The organism is Streptacidiphilus jeojiensis (assembly GCF_042510965.1).
Classification (GTDB): Bacteria; Actinomycetota; Actinomycetes; order Streptomycetales; family Streptomycetaceae; genus Streptacidiphilus; species Streptacidiphilus jeojiensis.
Genome location: NZ_JBEUKS010000001.1, coordinates 814,223 through 840,590, shown reverse-complemented (window position 1 = coordinate 840,590; position 26,368 = coordinate 814,223). Strand labels below are relative to the sequence as shown.

Sequence of the window (26,368 nt, the reverse complement as noted above, 5' to 3'; positions counted from 1 at the left end):
ATGGCCCTCCAGCGCACCCGACGAAGGAACCTCCGGCGAACCCATGCTCCTCGACACGGGGTTGATCGTGCCACGCATTTGCCGGCGTCGCCCAGGTGCAGGCCGACGCCCCCGACGAGCCGGTCCAACCATTTCGCCGAGCTATGGCTCAGCGTGGCGGCCCCGCCGATGACGGTCGGGGACGCCCTCCCTGTGGCAGTCCAGCTTGGCTGGAGTTGCAGAGGCTCAGGGCGTTTCAGCAAGCTGGCAGACATGAGCACCGAGCAGGAGAAGAAGGACAGGCTGGCAGCGGTCGGGCCACGGCTGCGGGAGCTGCGGCAGCGTCACGGGCTGACACTGGCCCACCTTGCCGAGCAGACCGGAATCAACGAAAGCACGCTTTCGCGCCTCGAAGGCGGCACCCGCAAGCCGACCCTGGAGATGCTGCTCCCACTTGCCGAGGTCTTCACCATGCCCTTGGACGAGCTCGTCGGCGCACCCCGCACCGGAGATCCGCGCATCCACCTCAGGCCCGTCAACCGCAACGGCATGACCTTCGTGCCGCTCAGCCGTCCCGGCGGCGTCCAGGCCCACAAACTCCTCATCCCGCCCCGGCCCGACACCGAACCACAGCTCAGCACGCACGAGGGGTTCGAATGGGTCTATGTCCTCGCTGGCCGGCTACGCCTGCTGCTGGGCGAGGAAACCGTGGTTCTCAAGCCCGGCGAGGCCGCTGAGTTCGACACCCACGTGCCGCACTGGCTCGGCTCGGACGACAGGCGAACCGTGGAACTCCTCATCCTGTTCGGCCCCCAGGGTGAACGGGCCCACCTCAAGGCCCGCACTACCTAACCCCTATCGGCAACCAGGAGCAAAACCGCCGCGGGTGCTCAATCGCCCTCAACGAGACCCTCCAGGCCGTGCACACGCGACCCCAGCACCCGCCTCGACACCTCAGCCTCCATAGCCCCGCTGAACACGTCGACCTCGGAGACTGCGGCACGGGAGGCCGCGGCACCGCGGGCATCAGCCGTGAGCAGATCCATGTTGATCGCCGCAGCCGCAGTCACCCCGGCGGCCGCGGCCTGCGGAACGCCGGCCACCATGTCGCTGACGTTGCCCGCCGCCCAGACACCCGCGGCCCCGGTGAACCCGGAGGCGTCCACCGCGACGTGCTCACCGAAGCCCGTCGGGTGCTCCCGCACGGTCAGGCCCAGTCCGTCAAGGAAGCCGGCGCGCGCCACGAACCTCGGCGACACCACCAGTGCTTGCACCGGCACCACCTTGCCCGACAGCAGACGCACCCCCGCCAGCCGGTCCTGATCATCGACATCCAGGCCACCGACCTCGCCGTCCACCACAGCAATACCCAGACCGGCGAGCTGCTCCCACTGCTCCTCGCTCAGCTCCGCACCGGTGTGCCGGAACAGTGTGATGTCCTTGGACAGCTGCCTGAACATCAGCGCCTGATGGAAGTTGCCCAGTACACCGATCACCTGGTCGCGGACCTCCCAGCCGTGGCAGTAGACGCAGTGCATCACGTCGCGTCCCCACCGCTCAGCCAGCCCCGGTACCGCTGGCAGCTCGTCCACCAGCCCCGTCGTCACCAGCACACGCCGGGCCCGACATCGTTGCCCGTCCTGGGTGAGGACCGTGAAGCCCTCGCCGTCGGGGAGAACCTGCGCCACACGGGAGGAGGCCACCCTGCCGCCGTATGCGGCGATCTCCTCCCGACCAAGGCGCAGCAGCTCCAAAGGCGCGATGCCCTCCCGTCCCAGAACGCCGTGGGCGCCGGCGGATGGTGCGTTGCGCGGTTCACCCGCGTCGATCACCAGCACCGACCGCCGCACCCTGCTGAGCGTCAGCGCGGCCGAGAGGCCGGCAACCCCACCGCCGACCACCACCACGTCCCAGGCCGTTCCATCCACACACGTCATCTCTCGCTCATCCATGCCCCTCATCCTGCGACCCGAAAGGACGCAACAGCAAAGAGGCATGCCATTTCGGCAAGAGGATTCGATCGTGCCCGGGAGCGAGGCGGCAGGAGAGTATTGAAGCGAATGCCTGCGCGTCAGCAATACCAATGGCAGAACCGGCGTCGGGCTGCGACACGGACGCCGTGATCCCCACCGACTGCGCGTTGGCGACTCGCTCGACTTCTGGCGCGCGGAGCAGATCGAACCAGGCAGGCTTCTGGGCCTCGTCGCCAAGACTGCACTGTCTGGCAGAAATCTGAGCGGCCGGGCAGCCGGAGGGATCCGGGTAGGGAACCGTCCGACTGCCACTGCCCCAGCTGCCGAGTTCACATGGGGAAGGCGATGTCGCAGACCTCGTCGTCGGGACCGGCGGCCATGAAGTCGGTGAAGTACACCTCACGCGGTGCGCCGGCCGACGGCAGGTTCTGGTCGTGCAGCCAGCCCGCGACCGCCTCGAAGGCGGACAGGATCTGCGGGAACGCCACCTGGGCCTTGGCGATGCGCACGTACGCCTCGCGGTGTGCCGGCTCTTCGCGCATCGCTGCATCGATGCTGTCGGCGGTCTTCGGGTCGACCGGGAGGCAGACCTCGACGGGGCCGTCGCTGTCGTGGTTGACCTCGCCGTGGTAGACGACGAACGCCGGCGCCACCGCACCCCCTACCGCATCCGCGGCACCGTACAGGCGGGTCATGGCCGCGCCGATCCAGGTGGGCAGTTCCTCGGGAGTGACGTGACGCTGCTCGGTCAGCACCATCTGTGCCGGGACCTCGCGGGTGAGCACGGTGTGGGACATGGCATAGCCTCCTTGACGACCGCCGGACACCAGATCACGCACATGCCCCGCCAGGTGCCGTTGCGCGGCGAACCTGGCCTCGACCGCTTCCCAGTAGGCCGCCAGCAGTTCGGCGCGCTGGACGATCGGGGCCCGCAGCACCGCCGCGACCTCGCCCAGCGGCATGTCCAGCCGGCGCAGCCACACGATCAGTCGGGCGTCGTTCAGCCGGTCGGCTCGATAGCGGCGGTACCGGTTGGCCGTGTCGACCTCGTCGGGGAGCAGCAGCCCCTGCTGCTCGTACAGGCGCAGCGCCTTGGGCGACAGCCGCGAGCGGCGGGAGAACTCGCCGCTGGACAGCAGTTCGTCATCAGGCATGGCAGTTCGGTGTCCTGTTCGGTATGGGTACGGGCCGCACGCTTGCCGTGCGGCCTTGGTCCCCACCATGGGCTTCGCCCCAAGGGCGAGGTCAAGCGGCGGCGCCGACCAGTATCCGCCGACAGGGCGACGCCAAGGCGATCGTCGAGGTCAGGACACGTCGCGGCGCATGCTGGTGGTGAGGGCGAGGGCGGCGAATGCCAGGGTGTAGAGCGCCAGGACGAGCCCGCCGTCCCAGCGGGGCAGCAGGTGACTGGTCGTCATCGACTCGGTGCCGGCGCCCAGGGCCTGGCCGGCGTTGAACGGCAGCCAGCGGGCGAGTCCGCCGATCAACTGCCCGACGATGCCCTCGACCAGGGCGACCCAGGCGAGCGAGACGGCGATCGCGCCGACCAGGCTGCGGACGAGCGCGCCGACGCCGACGCCGATCGCGGCGAACGCCGCGTTCCAGACGATCCCGCCGCCGATGGTGGTCCACATCGCCGTGTCGCCCCAGGCGAAGGAGACGCCCTTGTCGGACCACCAGGCCGCCGCCACCCCGAGGCCCACCAGGCTGCTCACCATCCCGGACAGCATGCCGAAGGCCGCGTAGACCAGGAGCTTGGCGCTGATGACCCGTCCTCGCGAGGGCGTGGTCAGGTAGGTGTCGGTGATGGTCCGGTGCCGGTACTCCCCGGCGACGGCCAGGATCCCGAAGACCATCGTGAACAGCGACGTCAGGCCGACATGGGCGAGCGCCCCGCTCTGCGCGGCCGCGTCGAGGGGCTTGTTGCCCGAGAGCACCATGCCGCTGATGCCTGCGGTGACCAGCAGCGGGGCGGCGAGCAGCAGCAGCCACGGGCTGCGGATGGTGCGGAGTTTCAGGACCTCGGTCCTGATCAGGCTGTTCATCTCTTTTCGTTCCTCGCGTTCAGTGGTGGGCGGAGGACGCGGTGGCGTCGGTCGCACTGTCAGGGCCGGTGCCCGAGTCGCTGGCGGGGTCGGACGTCAGCCGGAGGAACGCGGCTTCGAGCGTCTCCCCATGGGCGCCGGTCAGTTCGGTCAGCGGGCCCGCGTAGCGCAGCCTGCCTGCGGCGACGATGACGACCTTGTCCACGGTCTGGGCCACCTCGCTGAGCATGTGACTGGACATCAGTACGGTGCGGCCCTCTGCGGCCAGCCCGCGGAGCAGATCCCGCAGGTCGACCATGCCGACCGGATCCAACCCGTTCGCGGGCTCGTCCAGGACGAGCACGCGTGGGTCGCCGAGCAGCGCGCCGGCCAGGCCCAGCCGTTGGCGCATACCGAGTGAGTAGCCGCCGACCCGCCGGTCGGCGGCATCGGTCAGACCGACGCGGTCCAGCACCTCCTCGATCCGAGGACGCGGAAGGCCTGCGGCGTCGGCGATGATGCGCAGGTGGTCGCGCCCGCGGCGCCCCGGGTGGAAGCCGGTCGCCTCCAGCACCGCGCCGACGACGCGTCGAGGCTGGTCCAGGTCGCCGTAGCGGCGGCCGTCGATCAGGGCCCGGCCCCCGGTCGGTGTCACCAGCCCGAGGACCATGCGGAGCGTGGTGGTCTTACCCGCCCCGTTCGGACCGAGGAACCCGGTCACCACCCCGGGCTCGACCTCGAAGGTCAACCCGTCGACAGCGGTCACCGGCCCGTAACGCTTCGTCAGGTCGTCCACCGTGATCCCGGCACTCATGACGGCCTCCTGCGCGAACCCAGCGGAACGATCGGATACATCGGAGTCCTCCCCTTCACCGGCATTGACGGCTCGGCCGTCACGCCCGGTGCCTCACCCGGGCGTCGCCACCACCGTCCCGGACCGGCCACCGCACTGTCGTCGCCCCGGCACGGCAACCGCTGCTACCACGCATGCGTCAGACGACCCGACGGCTACCGCGTCGGTGGTAGCCGCGGCACCCACGCGCGGCCGAGGGCACAGCGGGGCCGCGCGCCTATCGTGTGAGCATGGACAGCATCCGCCACCTACGTCTGGCCGCCCGCCGGCATGCGCACCTGGCGGATGCGGCGGTCGCGCTGGGGGTCTTCGGCGCCACCGCCGTGACGACCTTCGCCGGACACTCCGCCGCTACGGTCGGCAACGGCACCACGGCGCTGGTCTCCGCCGTGATCGCCTGCGGTGTGCTGGCCGCGCGCCGCCGGCGCCCGGTGGTCGCTCTGGCTGTGAGTGCGCTGGCCGCGGAGGTGTTCCTGCATCAGACCGGCGGTACCCGTGGCGAGTTGATCCTGCTGGCCCCCTCGATCGCCCTCTACACCGTCGCCGACCTCGTCGAGCGCCGGCGCGGCCTGCTCCTGGGAGGTCTGGCACTGGTCGCGCTCGCCGCCTGGCACATGCTGACGCACCCGGCGTTCGCCGTGCTCGGTCCCGAGAACCTTGCCTTCACCGCCCTCGGGGGCCTGGCCATCGCCGCCGGCGACTCCTCCCGCAACCGCCGTGCCTACCTCGCCGAGGTGGAACAACGCGCCCGGCGAGCGGAGGTCGAGCGCGAACGCGACGCCCGGCGACGGGTCACCGAGGACCGGCTGCGGATCGCCCGCGACCTGCACGACGCCGTGGGCCACCAACTCGCCCTCATCAGCGTGCAGTCCAACGTCGCCGGGCAGGCGATCGACTCTGACGCCGCTACGGCACGCGAAGCCATCGCCCACGTGAAGGCCGCCAGCCGCCAGGCCCTGGGCGAACTGCGCGACACCATCAGCCTGCTGCGGCAACCCGGGGACCCTGTCGCCCCCACCGCCACTCCGGCCCCCGGCCTGGACGCGCTCACGGATCTGCTCGCCTCGCTGCGCGCCTCCGGACTGGACATCGACTGCCGCATGCAGGGCCACGTCCTCGCGCTGGCGCCCTCGTCCGACCTCACCGCCTACCGCGTGATCCAGGAAGCGCTCACCAACGTCTACAAGCACTCGCGTAGGCGTCAGGCACGGCTGACCTTGGCCTACGACCCGAAGGAGCTCCGCATCACCGTCGAGGACCCCGGGGAAGGCGGCACGAGCGCCGGACCCGACGCCGCCTGCGACCCGCCCACCGCCGCACGGCACGGCATCGTGGGAATGCGCGAACGGATCTGCGCCCTGGGCGGTCAGTTCACCGCCGGGCCGCGCCCGGACGGCGGCTTCCAGGTGACCGCGACTCTGCCGTGCCGTCCCCTCGACCTCGCCCAGGAGACCGCCCCGTGACCATCCGCATCGTCATCGCCGACGACCAACCCCTGGTCCGCACCGGCTTCAAAGCGCTGATCGCCCCCGCGCCGGACCTGGAGGTGGTCGGCGTGGCCGGTGACGGCCACGAGGCGGTGCGACTGGCCAGGACCACCCAGGCGGACCTGGTGCTCATGGACATCCGCATGCCGGTCCTCGACGGCCTTGCGGCGACCCGCCTGATCACCGGCGACGACGACCTCGCCGGGGTGAAGGTCCTGATCCTGACCACCTTCGAGATCGACGAGTACGTCTTCGAGGCACTGCGCGCCGGCGCCAGCGGCTTCCTGGGAAAGAGCGCCGACGCGGAGGAACTGCTGCAGGCGATCCGCACGGTCAGCCGAGGCGACGCTCTGCTCTCCCCGGCTGCGACCAGAACCCTCATCAGCCGATTCCTCGCCACCCCTGCCCCGTCGCGGCCCCAGGACGAAGCGGTCCGCCGTGCACTGGAGGCCCTCACCGACCGCGAACGCCAGATCACCGCGTTCGTGGCGACCGGGTTGTCCAACGACGAGATCGCCAGGACCCTGGTGCTCAGCCCCGCCACCGTCAAAACCCACGTCAACCGCGCCATGGTCAAGGTCGGCGCCCGCGACCGGGCCCAACTGGTCGTCTTCGCCCACCGCAGCGGCCTCACCGATGCCGGCACGCCGTCATCTCTCCCGGACCTGGACAGCCCACTGTGACCGACCTCCCGCACTCGGGGTGGTGCAGTTGTATGTAGTGTGCGGAAATGACAAGAAGCGAGCGAATCGCGGACCAGCTGGACCGCCACTGGCACAGGAACCTGCGACCGCGGCTGCAGGGTCTTGCCGATGAGGAGTACTTCTGGGAGCCGGTGCGCGGTTGCTGGAGTATCCGCCCGTACGGCACGTCGGCCGCACCGATGTCGGCAGGTTCGGGGGAGTGGACCATGGACTGTGCGTCCACTGACCCGGTGCTGGCGCCGGTGACCACGATTGCCTGGCGACTGGCGCACATCATCGTCTCCTGCCTGGGATATCGGGTCGGATGGCACTTCGCCGGCCCGGACATCGACTTCCAGACATTCGCTTACGCGGGGACCGCTGATGAGGCGCTGAAGCAGCTCGATGAGGTGTACGGGCGATGGGACGCGGGGGTCCGCGAGCTCTCGGACGTCGACCTGGCGAATCCGCCCACGGCGGGTCCCGAGCGGTTTCCCATGGAGGGCATCGTCCTGCACGTCAACAGGGAGCTGATCCACCACGGCGCCGAGATCTCCCTGCTGCGCGACCTCTACCGCTGGCAGGACGGAACCGTACCGCGCCGAGTATGACTGGTCGCCTTGGGCTTTGAGGAGCTCGGGCGGTCCCGGGATGCGGACTCGCCTGAGCGGGGGACAGGGGCTTGCGTACGGGCTAACCGGGGCGTGTCCGGACAGCGGCCGACCCATCGGTGCATTGCCCTGCGGACCTGGTTCTTGTCCGTGCCGGGCCGACCCGCTCAGAGCGTCGGGTGGAGAGCGGAGCTGTGGTCGTATGCGCTGCGCGCGTCGGCGATCTCGGAGCGGTGGCGTTCCGCCCAGGAGGCGAGCGACACCAGCGACTCGTAGAGCTCCAGCGCCATCGGCGTGGCCATGTACTCCACCTTGGGCGGCACGGTCGGGTACACCGTCCTGGTCAGCAGGCCGTCCCGCTCCAGGTTGCGCAGCGTGAGCGTCAGCATGCGTCGGCTGATCCCCTTCACCGCCCGCTCCAGCTCGGTGAAGCGCCGCGGCCCGTGCGCGCACTCCAGCAGGATCCCGATGGCCCACTTGCCGCTGACCCGGTCCAGAACCTGCAGCACGGTGCACGCCACCGGATCGTGTTCGCCGCTCGGCGCCGCCTGGACCTCGACGGTCACAGCACTGTTCCTCTGGGACACAAAAGTGCCTCCTTCCATGCGACTTCATAGTCACAAAAGATGAGGCCTGTAACAAGTCGTTCCCCAAGGGAAAGAGGGCTGTCCATGGCTGTCGATACCGCCGCCCCGGCCGACCGCAGGAGCTGGCTGGCGCTGTACACACTCTGCGCCGGGACGCTGATGATCGTCCTGGACGGCAGCGTCGTCACCGTGGCACTGCCCACGATCGGCAGGGATCTGGACTTCTCGCAGTCGAACCTCGCCTGGCTCGTCAATGCCTACATGATCGCGTTCGGCGGCCTGCTGCTGATCTCGGGCCGGCTCGGCGACCTGTTGGGTCGCAAGCGACTCTTCCTGAGCGGCATCGCCCTGTTCACCGCCGCCTCTCTGCTGTGCGCTCTCGCCACGACCCAGGGAGTACTGATCGCCGCCCGGTTCATCCAGGGCGTCGGCGGAGCCATGGCCAGTGCGGTGACCCTGGGCATGATCGTCACGATGTTCCCTCGACCCCGTGAGACCGCCAAGGCGATCGGCATCTTCAGCTTCGTCGCCGCGGCCGGCGGATCCATCGGCGTCATCGCCGGCGGCGTCCTCACCGAGGCGGCCGGCTGGAACTCCATCTTCTTCATCAACGTGCCGATCGGCGTGGTCATCCTCATCGCCGCCCTCCGGATCTTCGCCCCGGACCGGGGACTCGGCATCGGGGCCGGCGCGGACATGGTCGGCGCGCTCCTGGTGACCTCGGGCCTGATGCTGTTCGTGTACTCGATCAACAAGATCGAGAGCGACGGCATCAGCTCCGCCCGGACGCTCGGCTTCGGCGGCCTCGCGATCGCACTGCTCATCGGGTTCGTCTGGCGCCAGTCCCGGGCGCGCACCCCGCTGCTGCCACTGCGGATCTTCCGCTCGCGCTACACCTCCGGCTCCAACGCGGTCATGGTCCTCTTCGTGGCAGGCCTCTTCGGCTTCCAGTTCCTGCTCGCCCTGTACCTGCAGTCCGTAGCCGGCTACAGCTCCGCCAAGACCGGCCTGGCCTATCTGCCAGGACCCATCGTGATCGCCGTGATCTCGCTCGGCTGCTCGGCCAAGCTGATCACCCGCTTCGGGCCCCGCGCCGTGCTGGTGGCAGGCATGGTCGCCACGACCATCGCCCTCGCGCTCCTCGGCCGGCTCCCGGTGGACGCCTCCTACGGGGTGGACGTCCTGCCCTCGGTGATCCTGCTCGGGGTGGGCGCCGGCCTCGCACTGCCCGCTGTCATCGGGCTCGCCATGTCCGGTGCCACGCCCGCCGACTCGGGCCTGGCCTCCGGCCTTGTCAACACCACGCAGCAGGTCGGCGGCGCGCTCGGCGTCGCGGTCCTCGCCGCCCTCGCGGGCTCGCGCAGCGACTCCCTGATCCGCGACGGCAAGAGCGCCGCCGAGGCGGTGACCGACGGCTACCGGCTGGCGTACCTCGTCGCCGCCGCGCTCATGGTGCTCGGCATCGTGCTCGCTGCAGCAGTCCTGCGCACCCCCGAGGCCGCCGCCCAGCCCGGACCCGCCGGCGCCGGCGCCCCGGACGCGGAGGAGGCCGGGATCCCGGCCCCGCAGACCAATGCGTAGCTGCGGACCTCCAGACCACCTGCGTCAGCGGACTGTCGTGTCGGGGTGGGTCCCGGGAAGAGGCCTGGCAGAGTCGGCTGTTGACGTCGGTGCAGGTGTCGTCACGTGGTGAGTTGATGGAAGGGTGGGTTCTGGTGTCGTCTTTGAAGCCGGTCGCGTCGGTCACGGGTGTGCAGCTTCCGATCTGCAGTACGTGCGGCGTGCAGTACGGGGCGCCGCGCGCTGATTGCCCGATCTGCCTGGACGAGCGGCAGTACGTCGGTTGGGACGGCCAACAGTGGACGACGCTGGCCGAGTTGCGCGCCGGCGGCCGCCGCGGTCGGCTCGATGAGGAGGGACCCGGTGTGATCGGGGTGGGCGCGGTGCCGTCGGTGGCCGTCGGCCAGCGCGCGCTGCTGATCCGCTCACCGTCCGGCAACGTGCTGTGGGACTGCGTGGGCTACCTCGACGACGACCTCGCCGCCGAGATCCAGGACCTGGGCGGGATCAGCGCGATCGCCGTCAGCCATCCGCACTTCTACGGCGCGATGACCGAGTGGGGCCGGGCCTTCGACGCTCCCGTGTACATCCATGCTGCGGACCGTGACTGGGTCGCACGGCCCGATCCGGTGATCGAGTACTGGACGGGCGACACCCACCGGATCGCGCCCGGATTGACGCTGATCAACGCGGGCACGCACTTCGCCGGCGGCACCGTGCTGCACTGGGCTGACGATCCGGAAGGTGGCGGCGCGCTGTTCAGCGGCGACATCTTCATGGTGGTGATGGACCGGCGCTGGGTCAGCTTCATGTACAGCATCCCCAACTTCATTCCGGAGCGGCCGAGCACCATCCGCCGCGCGCTCACGCTGGTCGAACCTTTCGCCTTCGAGCGCATCTACGGTGCGTTCTGGGGGCGCGTGGTCAGCACCGACGGGGCGGCCTCAGTGCAACGCTCCGCGGAACGCTACCTGCGCTTCGTGGAGGAAAGCGGCTCGTAGCGCAGCCGGGCCGGACGGGCGTGCAGTCAAAGGGGCGGCGCCGATCGCCCTTGCCTCTCGGGGCCACGCGAGGAATTGACTCGAATATTCCTGCACGCTCATCAGCTCGCGGTCAAAAGAAGTCGACCCCTATTCAGTCCGTAGGTGCGGCGGAGACCGACTTCGGCCGCCACCTCACCCAGGACTTCCGCCCGTACCGGGACGAACTGGTGATCTCGACCAAGGCCGGGCACCCCATGTGGCCGGGCCCGTACGGCGAGCGGGGCTCGCGCAAGTACATGCTGGCCAGCCTGGACCAGTCGTTGATCCGGATGGGTCTGGACTACGTCGACATCTACTACTCGCACTACCCGGACCCGGACACCCCGCTGGAGGAGACCATGGGTGCGCTGGCGGCTGCGGTGCGGCAGGGCAAGGCGCTGTACGTCGGCATCTCCTCCTACAGCGCCTCGCAGACCCGGGATGCGACGCGGCTGCTGCACGAGATGGGCGTACCGCTGCTGATCCACCAGCCCTCCTACTCGATGGTGAACCGCTGGATCGAGGAGGACGGGTTGCTGGACACCCTGGAGGCGGCGGGCGCCGGCTGCATCGGCTTCACCCCGCTGGCCCAGGGGCTGCTGACCGACCGATACCTGAACGGCCTTCCGGCCGACTCGCGGGCGGCGGCAGGCAAGTCGCTGAAGCCGGGCTTGCTCACCGAGGACAACTTGGCCCGGCTGCGTGCGCTCAACGAGATCGCCCGCCGCCGTGGACAGTCGCTGGCCCAGCTCGCGCTGACCTGGGTGCTGCGCGACCCGAGACTGACTTCCGCGCTGATCGGCGCCTCCTCGGTGGCGCAGCTCGAGGACAACCTGGCGGCGGTGCACGGCGCTCCGCTGTCGGCGGAGGAACTGGCCGAGATCGACAAGTACACGGTGGCCGAAGGCAGCGCCGACATCTGGGGCTGAACCGGGACCTGGGTGATCACTGCGGGCCCGCCGCGCAGCGGAGGCAGGGTGAGCGGGTCAGGAAGGTACTGGTGCGCTCAGGGAAACGACGGCGAACGCAGCGCCCTGCGGGTCCTGGAGGACCGCCATCCGGCCGACCTTCTCCATGTCGAAAGCCGGAGCCATCACCGAACCTCCGGCCCGCACCAGCGCGTCGACCGTGCTGTCGGTGTCGTCGACGGCGAAGTTCACGAGCCAGTGCGGCGGGACTCCGGCCGGGAGGTTCTCCATGCCCTGTACGCCGCCGATGACACGGCCCTTGACCATGAGCCCGGTGAACTCCGGCATCTCCGGCATCGGGCCGGCCACCAGGCCCAGCGCCGCCTGGTAGAAGGTTCCAGCGGCCTTGGGGTCGGTGGTGCTGAGCTGGTTCCAGACCAGTGCGCCGGGCTCGTTGACGATCTGGGCTCCGGGGAACTCCAGCGGCTGCCACACGCCGAACACGGCGCCCTGCGGGTCCGCGGCGATCAGCATCCGGCCGATCGTGCCCACGTCCATCACCGGGGAGATGACCGTGCCGCCGTTCGCGGAGATCGCGGCCTGGGTGGCGTCGGCGTCCGCGCTGGAGAAGTAAGTGGTCCAGGCGGTGGGGGGCGGGGGCTGGTCGCCCATGGGCATCGACTTCATGACGCCTGCGACCGACTTGCCCTTGAGCGTGCACACCGAGTAGCCGCCGAACTCCTCGGAGCCGATCTCGCCCTGCCAGCCGAACAGGTCCCGGTAGAAGTCCAGCGCGGCCTGCTGGTCCGGGGCCATCAGGTCGATCCAGCACGGTGTGCCCGGTTCATACGGACCGGTGACTTCAGACATGTGACGTCTCCCAGCGGTGATCTGTCCCGGGCGCGGTGCCGGGGCGCGTTCGCGTCCTCCCGAATCACTCTCCTCGTGCTACGCCGAGGACGCCATCCGGATCACCGGAGACTGGCCCGACAGTGGCTGGGGGACGGGCCGCCGCTATCCGGCCAGCGGTCAAGGGTGCCTGTTCCGACAGGGCCGGGCAGCAGGCGGGCTTGGGCCGTTCGGCCCCCATCGTGGGGTGCCGGCGCTGCCTGGATGGGAGAAAGGAACCGGAAATCGCTCATGGCGACCCCGGTTCGCCCCGCCTGTCCGGCTGGGAGACCCTGTGCCTGGCGCAGCACAACAGCGGCTACTCCGTCGACGGCGGCTACGCCCAGTACGCGCTGGCCCACGGTGACTACGTGGTCAAAGTGCCCGAGGGGCTGCACCCGCTCGACGCCGCCCCGCTCACCTGCGCGGGCGTCACCACGTACAAGGCCGTGAAGGTCTCCGGGGCGCGTCCGGGGACCCGGGTCCTGATCTCGGGCATCGGCGGACTGGGCCACCTCGCGCTGCAGTACGCCCGAATCGCCGGGGCGGAGACCATCGCGGTCGACGTCACCGACGAGAAGCTGGCACTCGCCCGCGATCTGGGCGCCGACCACGTGATCGACGCCCGGCAGCAGGACGTGGCCGCGGAGGCGGCCAAACTCGGGGGCGCCCACGCCGCGGTCTCCCTGGCCGTCAGCAACGACTCGTTCCGGGCCGCCTACGCCGCGCTGCGCCGCGGGGGCACCCTGGTCCTGGTAGCCCTTCCAGCCGGCGGGACGCTGGAACTGCCGGTCTTCGACACCGTCCTCAACGGTACTTCTGTGGTGGGTTCCATCGTCGGCACCCGTCAGGACCTGGCCGAGGTGTTCGCGCTGCATGCGCTGGGCCGCACCCGGGTGATCCGTGAGAGCCGCCGCCTGGAGGACGTGAACGCCTGCTTCGAGGAGGTCCTGGCGGGCAAGGTGTCCGCACGGCTGGTCTTCGACCTGCGCTGACCGGCAGGGGGCTGGAAGCACGGGGCAGGACCACCCCCACCTGCCCCGGATCGCTGACCTGCCGATCGCAAACGGTCGGTCCCGGTCAGGTTGGCGACAAACCGCGGAGGTGTGGTCCGGTTCGTGCTGGGATGTCCTGCACGCAGCGTCGGTCGACCACAAGGCGGCAGCACCATGACGACCACCACCGAGGAGCCGTTCCGAGCCCTGCTGGAAGCGGCCCCCGACGCCATGGTGATCGTGGACGACAGCGGCGTGATACGGCTGGTCAATGCCCAGACAGAGGCCCTGTTCGGCTATCCGCGGCAGGAACTGCTCGGTCGGCCGATCGAGATCCTGGTGCCGCAGCGTTTCCGCGCCCAGCACCCCGCCCACCGGTTCGGCTACTCGGTGAACCAGCAGGTCCGTCCGATGGGCGCGGGCCTGGAGCTGTACGGGCTGCGCAAGGACGGCGCCGAGTTCCCGGTCGAGATCAGCCTCAGTCCGCTGGAGACCCCCGACGGGCTGCTGATCTCGGCCGCGGTCCGTGACGTCAGCGAGCGCAAGTCCGCCGAGGAGCGCTTCCGCGGACTCCTGGAGGCCGCCCCCGACGCCATGGTGATCGTGGACGACGCCGGCACCATCCAGCTCGTCAACGCCCAGACCGAGACGCTGTTCGGCTACGGGCGCGAGGAACTGCTCGGACGGCAGGTGGAGGTGCTGGTGCCCGAGCGGTTCCACCGGCACCATCCCGGCCACCGGCACGGCTACGTCGACAACCGCCGGGTCCGTCCGATGGGTGCGGGCCTGGAGCTGTACGGGCTGCGCAAGGACGGCGCCGAGTTCCCCGTCGAGATCAGCCTCAGCCCCCTCGAGACCCCTGACGGGACCCTGGTATCCGCCGCCATCCGGGACGTCAGCACGCGCAAACTGGTCGAGACGAAGCTGGCCGAGCTCTACGAGCAGCAGCGGCACGTGGCACTGACCCTGCAGCGCAGTCTGATGGGCTCACCGGCCCCGCTGCCCGGGATGGACACCTCCAGCCGCTACTTTCCCGCTCGCCAGGGCGCTGGCGTCGGCGGGGACTGGTTCGACCTGATCGCCCTGGGCGGCGGCCGGGTCGGGATCCTGATCGGCGACGTGATGGGCCGCGGTCTGGAGGCCGCCGCCGTGATGGGCCAGCTGCGTTCGGCCTCGCACGCGCTGGCCAAGACGGGCATGCCGCCCTGGCAGCTGATGCGCGCCCTGGACGCGGTGGTCAGCGAACTGCCCGACCAGCTGGTGACCTGCTGCTACCTGGTCCTGGACCCCGACCAGGGCCGGCTGACCGTGTGCTCGGCCGGCCACCTGCCACTGCTGCTGGTCGACCCGGACGGCCGTGCGCGCGAGCTGCCGGTGCCGGTCAGCGTCCCGCTGGGGGTCGGCGAGGTGCCGCACCAGGAAACCGTGCTGCCGGTGCTCCCCGGGTCGGTTCTGGCCCTGTACACCGACGGCCTGGTGGAGACACCCGTCAGTGACATCGAGCTTCAGGTCAAGGCCCTGGGTATCGCGCTGGAGAAGGCGGTGGCGGACACTCCGGGGCTGGAGGCGGCTGCGGACTCGGTGCTCGCGGCCCTGCTGCCCGACCCGAAGGACTACGCCGACGATGTGACACTGCTGCTGGTCCGTATCCCCTGCGCCCCGGTCACCGCGGTCTCCGCGACGCTGGCGGTGGAACCGCAGAGCGTCGGCGCCGGGCGTCGCTTCCTGCGCCGCACCCTGGAGGAGTGGGACTGCCAGGAACTCGCGGACACCGCCTGCCTGCTGGCCTCGGAACTGCTGTCCAACGCGGTCCGGCACGCCTGCGGCCCGCTGCGGCTGCGGCTGCGCCAGGCCGGGGCGGAACTCAGCGTCGAGGTCTGCGACGGCAGCCCGGTGCTGCCGCACGCCAGGTCGGCCGGACCCGAGGAGGAGTCGGGCCGCGGACTGGCCCTGGTGGACTCGCTCGCCTCGGACTGGGGCACGCTGCCCACCGGTGAGGGCAAGGCGGTCTGGTTCTCGCTGCCGCTCCCCTCACCAGTGGGCTGACGCGGGTTCAGAGCGGTGGGAGCCGGGTCATCGAGGTGCGGTGCCTGCTGTTCGCACGTTGTCACAGCGGACTGCACCGCTACGGATCCCCGGCTACTACGTCCAGGCCACTGCCACGACGACTGCGGCAGCTGTGGACGTGCCGACGCCGTAGAAGGGCCAGGCCTTCCGGTTGCGCATGCCCACCAGCGCGATCGCCGCCACCAGGGCGTCCAGGGCCAGCTTCACCCACATCTTCGCGTCGATCACCGGCAGGTCCAACGACATGCGGACCCATATCAGCCCGGCACCGGTGACCAGTTGGACGCCCGCGCTGGTGACCATGTAGCTGCCGGTCACCGGGTCCTTGCCCCGCAACTGGTAGAACAGCCCGCCCAGGATCGCGGCGAAGCCGAAGAGGTGGAAGACGAGGAACACATACCGAAGGGTCTCCATGCCAGTGAACTCTCTGTCGTGAGCGGACGAAGGGGAAGATCCTTGATCAGGGCTTCCGCATAGAGGACAAGGCAGCGACCAGCCGCGTGACATCCCCGGGCCGGGCAAACGGGAGACCTGCGTCACAACCAGCTGCTCGGCCGTCGTGGATCCGGGGCTCCTGGGCCCGGCGGGAGTCCCTTGTGCGGTTCCCTCCACGGTCAGGGCCGCCGACTCGCGGAGCCGCTCTGCCTCCAGGCAGTGCGCATCTCACCCCAGGTCTCATTGCGGAAGTTCGCGATCAGCGCGCGCCCTCCGTCGCTCTCGGCCTGCACCTCCATGCGGCTCCTTCCCCGGATCCGCACTCTGGAGGCGGGCGATGCACAGCAGCCAAGCGTGCCTTTGAATGACTGTCAAGACCCGTATCCTGGCTGGGCTTCGTAGCTTCAGCGCCAGCTTTTCCATGATCTTCAAAAGGGCTACGTCATCTTCATTGACAGCGGAAAAGAACCACCTTAGGTTTCCGGCCATGCCCTCGGCCTCTGCTCGTGAGGCGGCTCTGGCGACCACGCCGGCCGCTTCCCTGGTCTTCACCACCGTGCTCTCCCACGGTCCGCTCACCCGGGCCGAGATAGCGCGGCGGACCAGGCTGTCCGCGGCCGCAGTCACCAAGGCAGTGCGCCCCCTGATGGAGTTGGGCTATGTGATCGAGGACCCGGACCAGGGCACACGGTCCGCTCTCGGGCGTCCGGCCATTCCCGTGCGGGTGGACGGCGGCAAGGCGTTCTTCGTCGGAGTCAAAGTCACCGGCGACGAGATCATCGCCGTCCTGGCCGATCTGTGCTGCCGCATCCGGGTCGTCCGCCACCTCGCACTGGCGGACCGTCAGCCGGGGGCAGTGCTCGCCTCGATCGCCGAGCTGGTGCTGGAACTCCTCACGGAGGCGGAGGGATTCGGTGCACCGGTGCGGGGTCTGGGCATCGCCGTCTCGGGCGATGTCGACCGGGAGGACGGCGTCGTGCGCTACTCGCCCTTCCTGCAGTGGCGGGACGTGCGGCTCGCCGAGATCATCGGCGCTGCCACCGGATTGCCGGTCACGGTCGACAACGACGTACGGGCGCTCACCGTCGCCGAGCAGTGGTTCGGAGCCGGAGTGGGCCTGTCCAGCTTCGCCCTGGTGACCGTGGGCGCCGGCATCGGCTGTGGCCTGGTGGTGCACGATCGGGTGGTGTCGGGAGCGCACGGGGTGACCGGCGAGATCGGACATGTGTCCATCGACCCGCTCGGTCCGCGCTGTTACTGCGGCAACAACGGATGCGTCGAGGCCATCGCGGCGGATCCGGCGATCCTGCGCGGAGTTCGTGAGGCCACCGGCAAGCCCGTGGCCACCGCAGCCGAAGCGCTGGAACTGGCCCGCAGCGGCGACCGGGGGGCACGCGAGGTGTACGCGCGGGCCGGCCAGGCCATCGGCAGGGCCATCGGCTCGGTGGTGAACCTCTTCGGTCCGCAGCGAGTGATCATCTCGGGCGAAGGACTCGCTGCCTACGACCTGTTCGCCGAAGGCATCCGCGACGCTTTCGCCGCGTCCGCCTTCGGCAGCGCCGCACAGAGCGACGTGATGACGCGTCCGCTGCCGTTCGAGGAGTGGGCGCGCGGGGCCGCGGCCACCGCCATCCAGTCCTTCATCGGATCAGACACCTACGAGGAGTAGCAATGACGCCCCAGAGCTGCACCGGTCGAACCCACTTAGGCCCGGCCCTCGGCGCCGAACGGTGCTTCGGCGCTGTTCGGTGTCGGAGGCGCTGCCCGGCGGGACACCGGAGCACATCCCCGACCCGGACCTCATCGCGGTCGGCGCCCCCGTGACCCGATCCCCACGCTGCTGATCCGGTCCACGCTCCGGCGTCAGTTCACCAGCAGCCCCACCATCGGTTCGGGCAAGGGCTGAGCCGCCTGCCCGAACGGCCCTGACGGTCGCCCCCGGCGACCGGAACGCACCTGCCCCTGCCCGATTCCCCCCGCATGCCCCCACCACCACTGGAGGTTCGACCCATGCGGTCATCCTCGCACTCACCCCTGTCCAGAATCCCGGCCGGCGCCTGGCGCCGCACCACCAGAGCCACCCTGGCCCTCGCCGTCACGGTCGGCTTCGCCACCGCTGTCAGCGGCGCCGCCCATGCGAACGCAGAGCCCTCCGCTGCCACAGCGCCCGCCGCCCCCTCCATCGCCCCCGCGGCCCCGGCGAGCGCCACCTCCGGCGTCGCCGACACGCCGTACATGGGCTGGTCCAGCTGGAGTATGCAGTCCTCCAGCTACCCCGGACTGAACCCGGACGGCAACTACAGCTACCTCACCGAGGCGAACGTCCTCAAGCAGACGGACGCGCTGGCCACCACGCTGAAGAGCGCCGGTTACGACTACGTCAACATCGACGCCGGCTGGTGGATGGACAACAGCTGGACGCCCGAGTACGACCAGTACGGACGGCAGACACCCGACCCGACGCGCTTCCCCGACGGCATGAAGGCGGTAGCCGACCACATCCACTCCAAGGGCCTCAAGGCCGGCATCTACCTGCCGGTGGGCCTGGAGAAGGGCGCGTACGGCGGCGGCACGGTGCCGATCTACAACGCGCCCGGCTGCACCACCGCCGACATCGTCTACCCGGACCTGCGCACCACCAACGGCTGGGACAGCGCGTACAAGCTGGACTTCGACAACCCGTGCGCGCAGAAGTTCGTCGACTCGCAGGCGCAGGAACTCGCCGACTGGGGATACGACTTCCTCAAGCTGGACGGCGTGGGACCGGGCTCGGGCAAGTCCGGTGACAACTACGACAACGTCGCCGACGTCGCCGCCTGGCACAAAGCCATCGCCGCAACCGGGCGCCCGATCCATCTGGAGATCTCCTGGTCGCTCAGCATCGCCAACGCCGCCGACTGGAAGCAGTACTCCAACGGCTGGCGCATCGACACCGATGTCGAGTGTTACTGCGGCACACTGGTCACCTGGGAGAACTCGGTCAACGACCGGTGGACCGACGCCCCCGCATGGAGCAACAAGGCGGGCCCCGGCGGCTGGAACGACCTCGACTCGCTCGATGTCGGCAACGGTCAGATGGACGGCCTCAGCAACGCCGAGCGGCAGAGCTACATGACCCTGTGGGCCATCAACAAGTCGCCGCTGTTCACCGGTGACGACCTCACCAAACTGGACAGCTACGGGTTCTCGCTGCTGACCAACAAGGAAGTCATCGCCGTCGACCAGAACACCTCACCCGTCGCGCGTCCGATCACCCCGACGGGCGACCAGCAGGTCTGGGGCACCAAGAATGCCGACGGGAGCTACACCGTCGCCCTGTTCAACCTGGGCACCTCGCCGGCATCGGTCACCGCCGACTGGGCCGCCCTCGGATTCACCGGCAACGCCTCCGTGCGCGACCTGTGGAACAAGTCGAACCTGGGAACGTACAAGAGCAAGATCACCGAGGCGCTGCCCGCACACGGCTCGCGCCTGTTCACCATCAAGCCCGCCGGCGCCCCGCTGACGACCACCAGCTACGAGGCCGAGGCCGCCGACAACACCCTGGCGGGCAACGCCTCGGTGGCCGGGTGCGACGCCTGCTCCGGCGGCAAGAAGGTCGGCAACCTCTACCTCGGCGGCAAACTGACCTTCAACGACATCACGGTGAAGAAGGCCGGGATCTACGACATCGACGTCGCCTACGTCAGCGGCGACCCGCGCGCGATGACCATCTACTCCAACAGCGGCAACGGCACCAGCGTGCCCTTCCCCTCCACGGGCGACTGGGGCACACCTCAGACGATCAGCGTCCAGCTGGCCCTGAAGGCGGGGACCAACACCATCACCTTCGACAGCGGCACCGGATACGGACCGGACATCGACAAGATCGCCGTTCCGCAGTCCTCCTGACGTCCAGTGACCCCCGCGGGGCCCGGCCCGCACCACCCGGGCCCCGCGGGAACCGGCCCCCACCCACACCGCCCGCAGCCGTCGTCTTGGCATCCGCCGTTTCCCCGGACAGGGAGTCAGCACCGTGAACATCCAACGCACCGAAGCCCCCGACAACCGCCCCGGACAACAGCCGGCAGAGATCCACCGCCCCAACCGCAGGGGCTTCCTGGCGCTCGCCGCCGGCACCGGCGCCGCCGTCGCGCTCGGTGGCCTGCCCGCCTTCACCGCCTCGGCCGCCCCGCAGCGCCCCACCGCATCGCCCCTGCTGTCCACGGCCGACGCCGCGAAGAACCAGCTGTGGTGGCAGGCCCCCGGCTCCGCCAACTCGATGATCAACCAGGGCCTGCCGGTCGGCAACGGCCGCCTCTCCGCGCTCGCGAGCAACGACCCCTCCAGCGAACTCCTGATGATCACAGACGCCTCGCTGTGGACCGGCGGCCTCAACGACACGCTCACCGACGACGGGCAGTTCCCCTACGGCCGGGACGACTTCGGCTCACTCACCCTGCTGGCCCAGCTCACCGTCGCCATCCCCGACCACGACCTGGGCAACGTCAACAACTACCGCCGCACCCTCGACCTGGCCCAGGGCCTGGTCGGTGCCACGTACGACGTCTCCGGCGTCACCTACCAACGGCAGATCTTCGCCAGCCGCCCCGACGACTCCATCGTCCTGTACTTCTCCCAGCACGGCGGCGGCACCTACACCGGCACCATCACCCTCGCCGGCACCCACAGCGAGACCACCACCGCCGACAGCGCCGGACGCTACGCCTCGTTCGGCGCCACGCTCGGCAACGGCCTGAAGTACGGCGCCGCCACGACCGCCTACAGCAGCACCGGCAAGGTCCTCGTCAACGGAACGACGATCACCTTCAGCGGCTGCAAGGACCTCACCGTCGTATTCAGCGGCGGCACCGACTACGCGCCCGACTCGGCCGCCGGATACCGCAACCCGTCCGTGGACCCGCAGGCCCTCGCCAGGACCAAGGTCCTGGCCGCGGCCCGCCACTCAGCGAACACCCTGCTGCACACCCACGTCGCCGATTTCCTCCCGCTGTCCGGTCAACTGGACATCGACCTCGGCGCCTCCTCGGCCGCGCAACGCGAACTGGACACCTGGGACCGGTTGCAGGCGCGCTGGCGCGACAACGTACCCGACCCGGAGCTCGAAGCCGCCTACCTGCAGTTCAGCCGCTATCTCATGATCTCCGGATCGCGGGCCGGCAGCCTGCCGATGGGCCTCCAGGGCGGATGGCTGGACGGCAACGACCCGGACTGGATGGGCGACTACCACACCGACATCAACATCCAGATGAACTACTGGGCCACCGACCGGGTCGGCCTGTCCGACCAGTTCGACGCCCTCACCGACTACTGCCTCGCGCAGCTGCCCGACTGGTCGGACCTCACCCAGCGACTGTTCAACACCCCGACCAACCGGTACCGCAACTCCAGCGGCAAGATCGCCGGCTGGACGGTGGCCATCTCCACCAACCCCTACGGAGGCGGCGGCTGGTGGTGGCACCCGGCCGGCAACGCCTGGCTGTGCCTGAGCCTGTTCGAGCACTACGAGTTCACTCAGGACCGCGCGTACCTGGAGAAGATCTACCCGCTCCTCAAGGGCGCCGTGCAGTTCTGGGAGGCCCGCCTCATCACCACGACCGTCACCGACGCCTCCGGCGCCTCCCGCGAGGTCCTGATCAACGACAGCGACTGGTCGCCCGAACAGGGCCCACTCGACGCCAAGGGCATCACCTATGCCCAGGAACTGGTGTGGAACCTCTTCGGCAACTACCACACCGCCACCACGGAGCTCGGCAGGGACGCCGCCTACCGCGCCACCATCGACGGTCTGCGGGCCCGCCTGTACCTGCCCGTGGTCAGCCCCACCAGCGGCTGGCTGGAGGAGTGGATGTCGCCCGACAACCTCGGCGAGACCACGCACCGCCACCTCTCCCCGCTCATCGGCCTGTTCCCCGGCGACCGGATCCGCCCGGACGACTCCACACCCAAGGACATCCTCGCCGGCGCGACCGCGCTGCTCACCGCACGCGGCATGACCAGCTTCGGCTGGGCCCAGGCCTGGCGCAGCCTGTGCTGGTCGCGGCTGAAAGACTCGGAGAAGGCGTACCAGGAGGTCGTCAACAACCTCAAGCCGTCGGTGAACGGGGGCAACGGCAGCGCGCAGAACCTCTTCGACATCTACGAGGTCTCGCAGGGCGACGGCATCTTCCAGATCGAGTCGAACTTCGGCACGGCCGCCGCGATCATCGAGATGCTGCTCTACTCGCGGCCGGGACACGTCGAGCTGCTGCCCGCGCTGCCCGCGGCCTGGGCGGCCGCCGGCTCGATATCCGGTGTGGGCGTCCGCGGCGGCTTCGTCGCCGACCTGAGCTGGAAGAACGGCAAGGTCATCCAGGTCACCCTGAAGAGCGTCGGCGGCAGTTCCACGACGCTCGTCTGCAACGGGAGTTCGCGACAGATCAGCGTCAGGACCGGTCAGTCCGTCACGCTGCGCAACCTCTGAAGAGGCTGGGGAAACACAGGAACCAGCCCCCGCCAGGGTGCCCGCAAGCCCGGACGGGCTTGCGGGCAGAACGGAGCGGCAGGCCAGTCTCCGCGCACAGCGGACGCAGCACCGGCAGCAATCCGTACCGACTCTCCCTGCGTTGCGGGTTGCCCGTCGGCGCGGGCCGAGCGCCTGATGATCAGGGTCGGGGGGTGGGCGCCACTGATTCATGCCGGCAGGCGTGTGGTCAGGGCATTGGCGAATCGGTGGTACTCAGCGACGACCGGCATGCTCGTGCTCTGCCCGTAGTGGGCGAGTCCTTGTGCGAGGCCTGCGCGGGTCTCGTCCGTGGCCCCGCGCAGAAAGTGAAGGGCTGGGATGAGAAGCCTGGCTCGGTCGGGATTGGGCACGTTTCCGCCTGCCCGAAGGGCGGTCAGCAGTGCGTCTGTGTTGGCGTGTTGCCGGGCGAACGGCAGGCCGTAGGTCTCAACGAGGTCGTGCAGCTCGTCCGCGACCTGTCCCGCGTCATCCGGTTCGGTGACCTGTAGTTGCAGAAAGCTGTTGCCGGGGGTGAGGTAGCCGACCGATTGAGCGATCGTGGCCGCCGTCTGGGACCTGGCCCCAGTGATGTCGGCGAGGAGTCGTTCGAGGGGGTCGTAGCGCAGGCCGACCACTGGGTTGATCTTCAGCGGGTACTGCTTCGAGGCGCGGTTGAGTCCGACCCAGGCGTGGAAACCGTCGCCGAGGTCGTGGGTGTAGATGTCGCCGGTGCGCTTGCGCCACTCGGCACCGGTCATCCGGTCCCGCGTGGCGGTGCTGAACGCGGCGATCAGGTCGCGCATCATCAGCCCAGCCTAGTGATCCCTCTCGTGGTTCGCGGGTGGACTGGGTCCGCTGGGAACTATGCGCTGTCGGCGAGTCGGTGCCGGTAGTGGCTGCGTCGGGCCCGGGCCTGGTGTCGGCGCCGCCAGGTCGACCAGTGCAGTAGGTGGTCCTATAAGTCCAGTGCCTCACCTGGTAGTGATCCAGGCCGACCTGCCCTTTTCTGGAGCATCTCCCAGGTCGAGTTTGTTGGATCCGGCCCTGACTGATCAGGTCGGTCACGGGGCTGTGTCAGTGACGGCCGGATCCATCGTTCAAGGATCGATGCCAGCGCTTTGCGAAGGCCTGAGGGACCGCGGTAGTGCACAGCGGTCATGCAGGACCGAAGAGCTGCAGCTTTGTTCCGTCGGCGGCGTCGAAGCCGGTGGCGTCGAGGCATGTGCCGAAGGCTGTCACCCGGCAGTATGAGGCCGTGCCGAAGAACCCGCCGGAATCGATGCAGCAGCACCTGCGCCAGCGCCTGAACCGTCACGCCCGCGAGCGCTGGCCGTACGTGGACGCCATCACGGTCCGATTCCGCGCCGGATTCGCCTACGTGGAAGCCGAGTTGCCCGGCGAGCGGGCCGTCCCGCTGTGCCGCCTGCGGTTCACCGGGGTGCTGCACACCTGGGGCTTCGCTCTCTACCTGGCGAGCACTGACAGCTACCGCGACAGCATCCTGCCCAACGGACTCCCCGCCGGATCCCCCGAAGAAGCCCTCGACTGCGCCGGTTACCTCTACCTCAAGGCTTTCGCACCGGGCATCGACGGGATGATCCGAGTGCCAGCAGGCCTGGTCGTCCTCGTCGGACCGCCGGCTTCGGGCAAGACCAGCTTCGTTCGGGCACTGATCGCAGGTCGGCAGATCGACGAGGACGCCGTGGTGTCCAGCGACGAGATCCGCGCGGAACTCTTCGACACCTCACCCGCAGAAGCGGATCCTGAAGCGGCGGACGCCCTGATCTTTGAGGAGCGTGACCGCAGAATCGCCGCCAGGCTCGCTACCGGAAACAGTGCAGTCGCCGAGTCCACGAACGTCACCCCCCAGGCGCGGGCACGACTCATCGCCATCGCCCGGCGCTTCGACGCCCCGGTGACCATGTTGCGATTCGACCCGGACGTCACCGATCTCCTTCAGCAGCACGCGGAGCGAGGCCGTACTGACGTCACCGCCGCGGACGTCCGCGCCTACGCCGCGATCATGGCCCGACATGCCGCCGCAGACCAACTCCGCTCCGAGGGCGCAACCGCCGTCCACGACGTCCCCGGACGCCGCCAGGGAACCACGCCCGCCGAAGCGGCCGCGCGCTTCTGCTTCGTCTGACAGATCCGACACCGCCGGACCCGCCCCCGCCCTGCCTTGTGGGGGAGCGGGCCCACCCCTTCCTCAGCCCTGGTGGGGGTGCTTGGGCGCTTTGGCCAGCCTGGCTTCGGCTGCGGCGATCGCCTGGTGCTTCTGGCGCTCCGCCAAGTCGGCCTTGGCCTGCTTCTTGGCTTGCTGGACTGCCTCCAGCTTGGGGATGTCGAGCACCACGTGCTTGTGGTCGGCGTCGTAGCGGACCGGCACGATCACCCCCGGCATGAGGTCTCCGACCCTGGAGGTGTCCAGACCCTTCGAGTGGAAGTTGCCCTCGGTGCCGTCGGGGAACCGGAGCCGGCCCTCGACGCCGATGTAGAAACCCATGGCGCCGGTCTGACCCTTGGAGCCCTCGACCTTCTGCTCGGTGACCACCCCTTCGCCCTCCAGGCCCTCCCGCAGCAGCTTGTGGTGCAGCACCTTGTCGAACATCCGCGATCCCCCTCGTCAACCACGAGCAGCGGCCACCGGTGACCGCGGGGCTCACAGTACCGCCGCTGCCCCGGACGCGTCGGGGCTTGCTCGGGCGTTGCCGGACCGCTACCCGCCGGGCTCTGGCAGCGGGCGGGAATCACGACACCGCACAACTGTTGAACCACAGGTGAGCCCAGTCGCCGGCAGGATCCCGTTCTCCGTGCTCGACCGCTCCCGCACCCGGCAGGGGCAGGACGCGGCGCAGTCGCTGCGCGACACCGTGCGCTTCGGTCAGCAGATCGAGGAACTCGGCTACCACCGCTTCTGGGTGTCCGAGCACCACAGCGTGCCCGGCATCGCAGGATCCGCCCCGACCGTGCTCGCCGCCGCCGTCGCGGCTGCGACCTCCACCATCCGGGTCGGGACGGGCGGGGTGATGCTGCCCAACCACCGGCCGCTGGTGGTCGCGGAGCAGTTCGGGGTGCTGGAGTCGCTCTTCCCGGGCCGTATCGACATGGGCCTGGGCCGGTCGGTGGGGTTCACCGACGGCATCCGCAGCGCTCTGGGCCGCGACAAGAGCGACGCCGCCGACTTTCCGGCCCAGCTCGCCGAGCTGCTCGGCTACTTCACCGGCACCCAGACCGTGCATCCCCAGGTGCATGCCCATCCGGCCGAGGGCCTGCGGGTGCCGGCGTTCGTGCTGGCCACGGGGCGGGGTGCGCAGGTCGCGGCCGAGGCCGGGCTGCCGCTGGTGATCGCGCCGGTGCGGGGCGAGGACGCGATGCTGCGGGCGGTCGAGTCGTACCGCGACGGCTTCCGGCCGTCCGCCTGGGGTGAGCGGCCCTACGTCGTGCTGTCCGGCACGGTGGCGGTCGCGGCCGGCACCGACCAGGCCCGCGGGCTGCTGCTGCCCGAGGCCCGGGCCACGGCGTACTCCCGCACCCACGGAGTGTTCCCGCCACTGGCGCCGCTGGACGCGGTCCTGGCCGACGTGGCGGCGATGACCGCGCGCGAGCGCTCCCTCTTCGAGGAGGCCCAGCGTGGGCAGCTGTACGGCACCGAGGACCAGGTGGCGGCCGGCCTGGACCGGCTGCTGGCGCGCAGCGGTGCGGACGAGTACCTGGTCACCACCAGCGGCTACGACCGCGAGGCCCTGCTCGACTCCTACCGAAGGCTGGCCCGGCTGCTGGGGCTGTGACCACCGTGGGGCAGAGTAGGC

The 26,368-nt window shown here is 69.7% G+C and carries 21 protein-coding genes and 3 pseudogenes; 15 read left to right on the top strand and 9 right to left on the bottom strand.

From position 1 onward, the window contains the following. Positions 1-252: 252 nt before the first annotated feature. Positions 253-831: a helix-turn-helix domain-containing protein gene (locus ABUW04_RS03805; protein ID WP_030262954.1), complete on the top strand. Its 579-nt coding sequence runs from the start codon at positions 253-255 to the stop codon at positions 829-831. A gap of 38 nt (positions 832-869) precedes the next feature. Here the strand turns inward: ABUW04_RS03805 and ABUW04_RS03800 are convergent, their stop codons facing one another. Continuing rightward, entirely contained in the window at positions 870-1,931 is a 1,062-nt protein-coding gene (locus ABUW04_RS03800; RefSeq protein WP_380562662.1) for an NAD(P)/FAD-dependent oxidoreductase, read from the bottom strand. 142 nt (positions 1,932-2,073) lie between these two features. On the opposite strand from ABUW04_RS03800, the pseudogene ABUW04_RS03795 reads away from it, so the two are divergent. Beyond that, positions 2,074-2,205: pseudogene (locus tag ABUW04_RS03795) on the top strand (DUF2867 domain-containing protein); the annotation flags it as partial. A 76-nt stretch (positions 2,206-2,281) separates the two neighbouring features. On the opposite strand, the gene ABUW04_RS03790 reads toward ABUW04_RS03795, so the two are convergent. The 3 genes from ABUW04_RS03790 to ABUW04_RS03780 form a co-directional block, all read right to left on the bottom strand. Continuing rightward, positions 2,282-3,106: a MerR family transcriptional regulator gene (locus ABUW04_RS03790; RefSeq protein ID WP_380562660.1), complete on the bottom strand. Its 825-nt coding sequence runs from the start codon at positions 3,104-3,106 to the stop codon at positions 2,282-2,284. Between the two features lie 150 nt (positions 3,107-3,256). Then, positions 3,257-3,997, bottom strand: coding sequence for an ABC transporter permease (locus ABUW04_RS03785; protein ID WP_380562658.1), 741 nt, complete (start codon positions 3,995-3,997; stop codon positions 3,257-3,259). Positions 3,998-4,016: 19 nt separating this feature from the next. Then, entirely contained in the window at positions 4,017-4,790 is a 774-nt protein-coding gene (locus ABUW04_RS03780; RefSeq protein WP_380562656.1) for an ABC transporter ATP-binding protein, read from the bottom strand. A 269-nt stretch (positions 4,791-5,059) separates the two neighbouring features. On the opposite strand from ABUW04_RS03780, the gene ABUW04_RS03775 reads away from it, so the two are divergent. From ABUW04_RS03775 to ABUW04_RS03765, 3 genes are read left to right on the top strand one after another with little or no spacing between them, the layout of a single operon-like run. Then, on the top strand, positions 5,060-6,292 hold the full coding sequence (locus ABUW04_RS03775; protein ID WP_380562654.1) for a sensor histidine kinase: 1,233 nt from the start codon (positions 5,060-5,062) through the stop codon (positions 6,290-6,292). Next, positions 6,289-6,999, top strand: coding sequence for a response regulator transcription factor (locus ABUW04_RS03770; RefSeq protein WP_380562652.1), 711 nt, complete (start codon positions 6,289-6,291; stop codon positions 6,997-6,999). The genes ABUW04_RS03775 and ABUW04_RS03770 overlap by 4 nt, the downstream gene beginning before the upstream one ends. Positions 7,000-7,046: 47 nt before the next feature. Then, complete coding sequence (locus tag ABUW04_RS03765) at positions 7,047-7,610, top strand: DinB family protein (protein ID WP_380562650.1); 564 nt, start codon at positions 7,047-7,049, stop codon at positions 7,608-7,610. Between the two features lie 167 nt (positions 7,611-7,777). On the opposite strand, the gene ABUW04_RS03760 is transcribed toward ABUW04_RS03765, so the two are convergent. Then, positions 7,778-8,197, bottom strand: a complete 420-nt coding sequence (locus ABUW04_RS03760; RefSeq protein WP_380562648.1) for a winged helix-turn-helix transcriptional regulator — start codon at positions 8,195-8,197, stop codon at positions 7,778-7,780. 84 nt (positions 8,198-8,281) lie between these two features. Here ABUW04_RS03760 and ABUW04_RS03755 point away from each other — a divergent pair, with 84 nt between their 5' ends. The 3 genes and pseudogenes from ABUW04_RS03755 to ABUW04_RS03745 all read left to right on the top strand — a co-directional run. Next, complete coding sequence (locus ABUW04_RS03755) at positions 8,282-9,778, top strand: MFS transporter (RefSeq protein ID WP_380562646.1); 1,497 nt, start codon at positions 8,282-8,284, stop codon at positions 9,776-9,778. A gap of 89 nt (positions 9,779-9,867) precedes the next feature. After that, on the top strand, positions 9,868-10,758 hold the full coding sequence (locus tag ABUW04_RS03750) for an MBL fold metallo-hydrolase (protein WP_380563441.1): 891 nt from the start codon (positions 9,868-9,870) through the stop codon (positions 10,756-10,758). A gap of 143 nt (positions 10,759-10,901) precedes the next feature. After that, positions 10,902-11,708 (top strand): annotated as a pseudogene (locus tag ABUW04_RS03745) (aldo/keto reductase); the annotation flags it as partial. 57 nt (positions 11,709-11,765) lie between these two features. Here ABUW04_RS03745 and ABUW04_RS03740 read toward each other — a convergent pair. Further along, positions 11,766-12,557: a VOC family protein gene (locus ABUW04_RS03740; protein WP_380562644.1), complete on the bottom strand. Its 792-nt coding sequence runs from the start codon at positions 12,555-12,557 to the stop codon at positions 11,766-11,768. A gap of 293 nt (positions 12,558-12,850) precedes the next feature. Here ABUW04_RS03740 and ABUW04_RS03735 point away from each other — a divergent pair. Both ABUW04_RS03735 and ABUW04_RS03730 read left to right on the top strand, forming a co-directional pair. After that, positions 12,851-13,570 (top strand): annotated as a pseudogene (locus tag ABUW04_RS03735) (zinc-binding dehydrogenase); the annotation flags it as partial. A 174-nt stretch (positions 13,571-13,744) separates the two neighbouring features. Next, on the top strand, positions 13,745-15,616 hold the full coding sequence (locus ABUW04_RS03730) for a PAS domain S-box protein (protein ID WP_380562642.1): 1,872 nt from the start codon (positions 13,745-13,747) through the stop codon (positions 15,614-15,616). A gap of 96 nt (positions 15,617-15,712) precedes the next feature. Here ABUW04_RS03730 and ABUW04_RS03725 read toward each other — a convergent pair whose 3' ends face one another. Then, the gene (locus ABUW04_RS03725) at positions 15,713-16,051 is read right to left on the bottom strand and encodes a hypothetical protein (RefSeq protein ID WP_380562640.1); all 339 of its coding nucleotides are present in this window, start codon (positions 16,049-16,051) and stop codon (positions 15,713-15,715) included. Positions 16,052-16,559: 508 nt separating this feature from the next. Between ABUW04_RS03725 and ABUW04_RS03720 the strand changes: the two genes are divergently transcribed. From ABUW04_RS03720 to ABUW04_RS03710, 3 genes are all read left to right on the top strand, one after another. Next, entirely contained in the window at positions 16,560-17,741 is a 1,182-nt protein-coding gene (locus tag ABUW04_RS03720) for an ROK family protein (protein ID WP_380562638.1), read from the top strand. A 341-nt stretch (positions 17,742-18,082) separates the two neighbouring features. Then, positions 18,083-19,963: an alpha-galactosidase D gene (locus ABUW04_RS03715; RefSeq protein WP_380562636.1), complete on the top strand. Its 1,881-nt coding sequence runs from the start codon at positions 18,083-18,085 to the stop codon at positions 19,961-19,963. A gap of 130 nt (positions 19,964-20,093) precedes the next feature. Then, positions 20,094-22,535, top strand: coding sequence for a glycosyl hydrolase family 95 catalytic domain-containing protein (locus ABUW04_RS03710; protein ID WP_380563439.1), 2,442 nt, complete (start codon positions 20,094-20,096; stop codon positions 22,533-22,535). A 209-nt stretch (positions 22,536-22,744) separates the two neighbouring features. Here the strand turns inward: ABUW04_RS03710 and ABUW04_RS03705 are convergent, their stop codons facing one another. Continuing rightward, a complete protein-coding gene (locus ABUW04_RS03705; RefSeq protein ID WP_380562634.1) occupies positions 22,745-23,362 on the bottom strand; it encodes a hypothetical protein in 618 nt (205 codons plus the stop codon). A 338-nt stretch (positions 23,363-23,700) separates the two neighbouring features. On the opposite strand from ABUW04_RS03705, the gene ABUW04_RS03700 reads away from it, so the two are divergent. Further along, positions 23,701-24,702, top strand: a complete 1,002-nt coding sequence (locus tag ABUW04_RS03700) for an AAA family ATPase (RefSeq protein WP_380562632.1) — start codon at positions 23,701-23,703, stop codon at positions 24,700-24,702. A 63-nt stretch (positions 24,703-24,765) separates the two neighbouring features. Here the strand turns inward: ABUW04_RS03700 and ABUW04_RS03695 are convergent, their stop codons facing one another. Further along, a complete protein-coding gene (locus tag ABUW04_RS03695; RefSeq protein ID WP_380562630.1) occupies positions 24,766-25,167 on the bottom strand; it encodes a hypothetical protein in 402 nt (133 codons plus the stop codon). A gap of 169 nt (positions 25,168-25,336) precedes the next feature. Here ABUW04_RS03695 and ABUW04_RS03690 point away from each other — a divergent pair, with 169 nt between their 5' ends. Next, positions 25,337-26,347 (top strand): MsnO8 family LLM class oxidoreductase, encoded by a 1,011-nt coding sequence (locus ABUW04_RS03690; protein WP_380562628.1) that lies wholly within the window; start codon positions 25,337-25,339, stop codon positions 26,345-26,347. Positions 26,348-26,368: the final 21 nt, after the last annotated feature.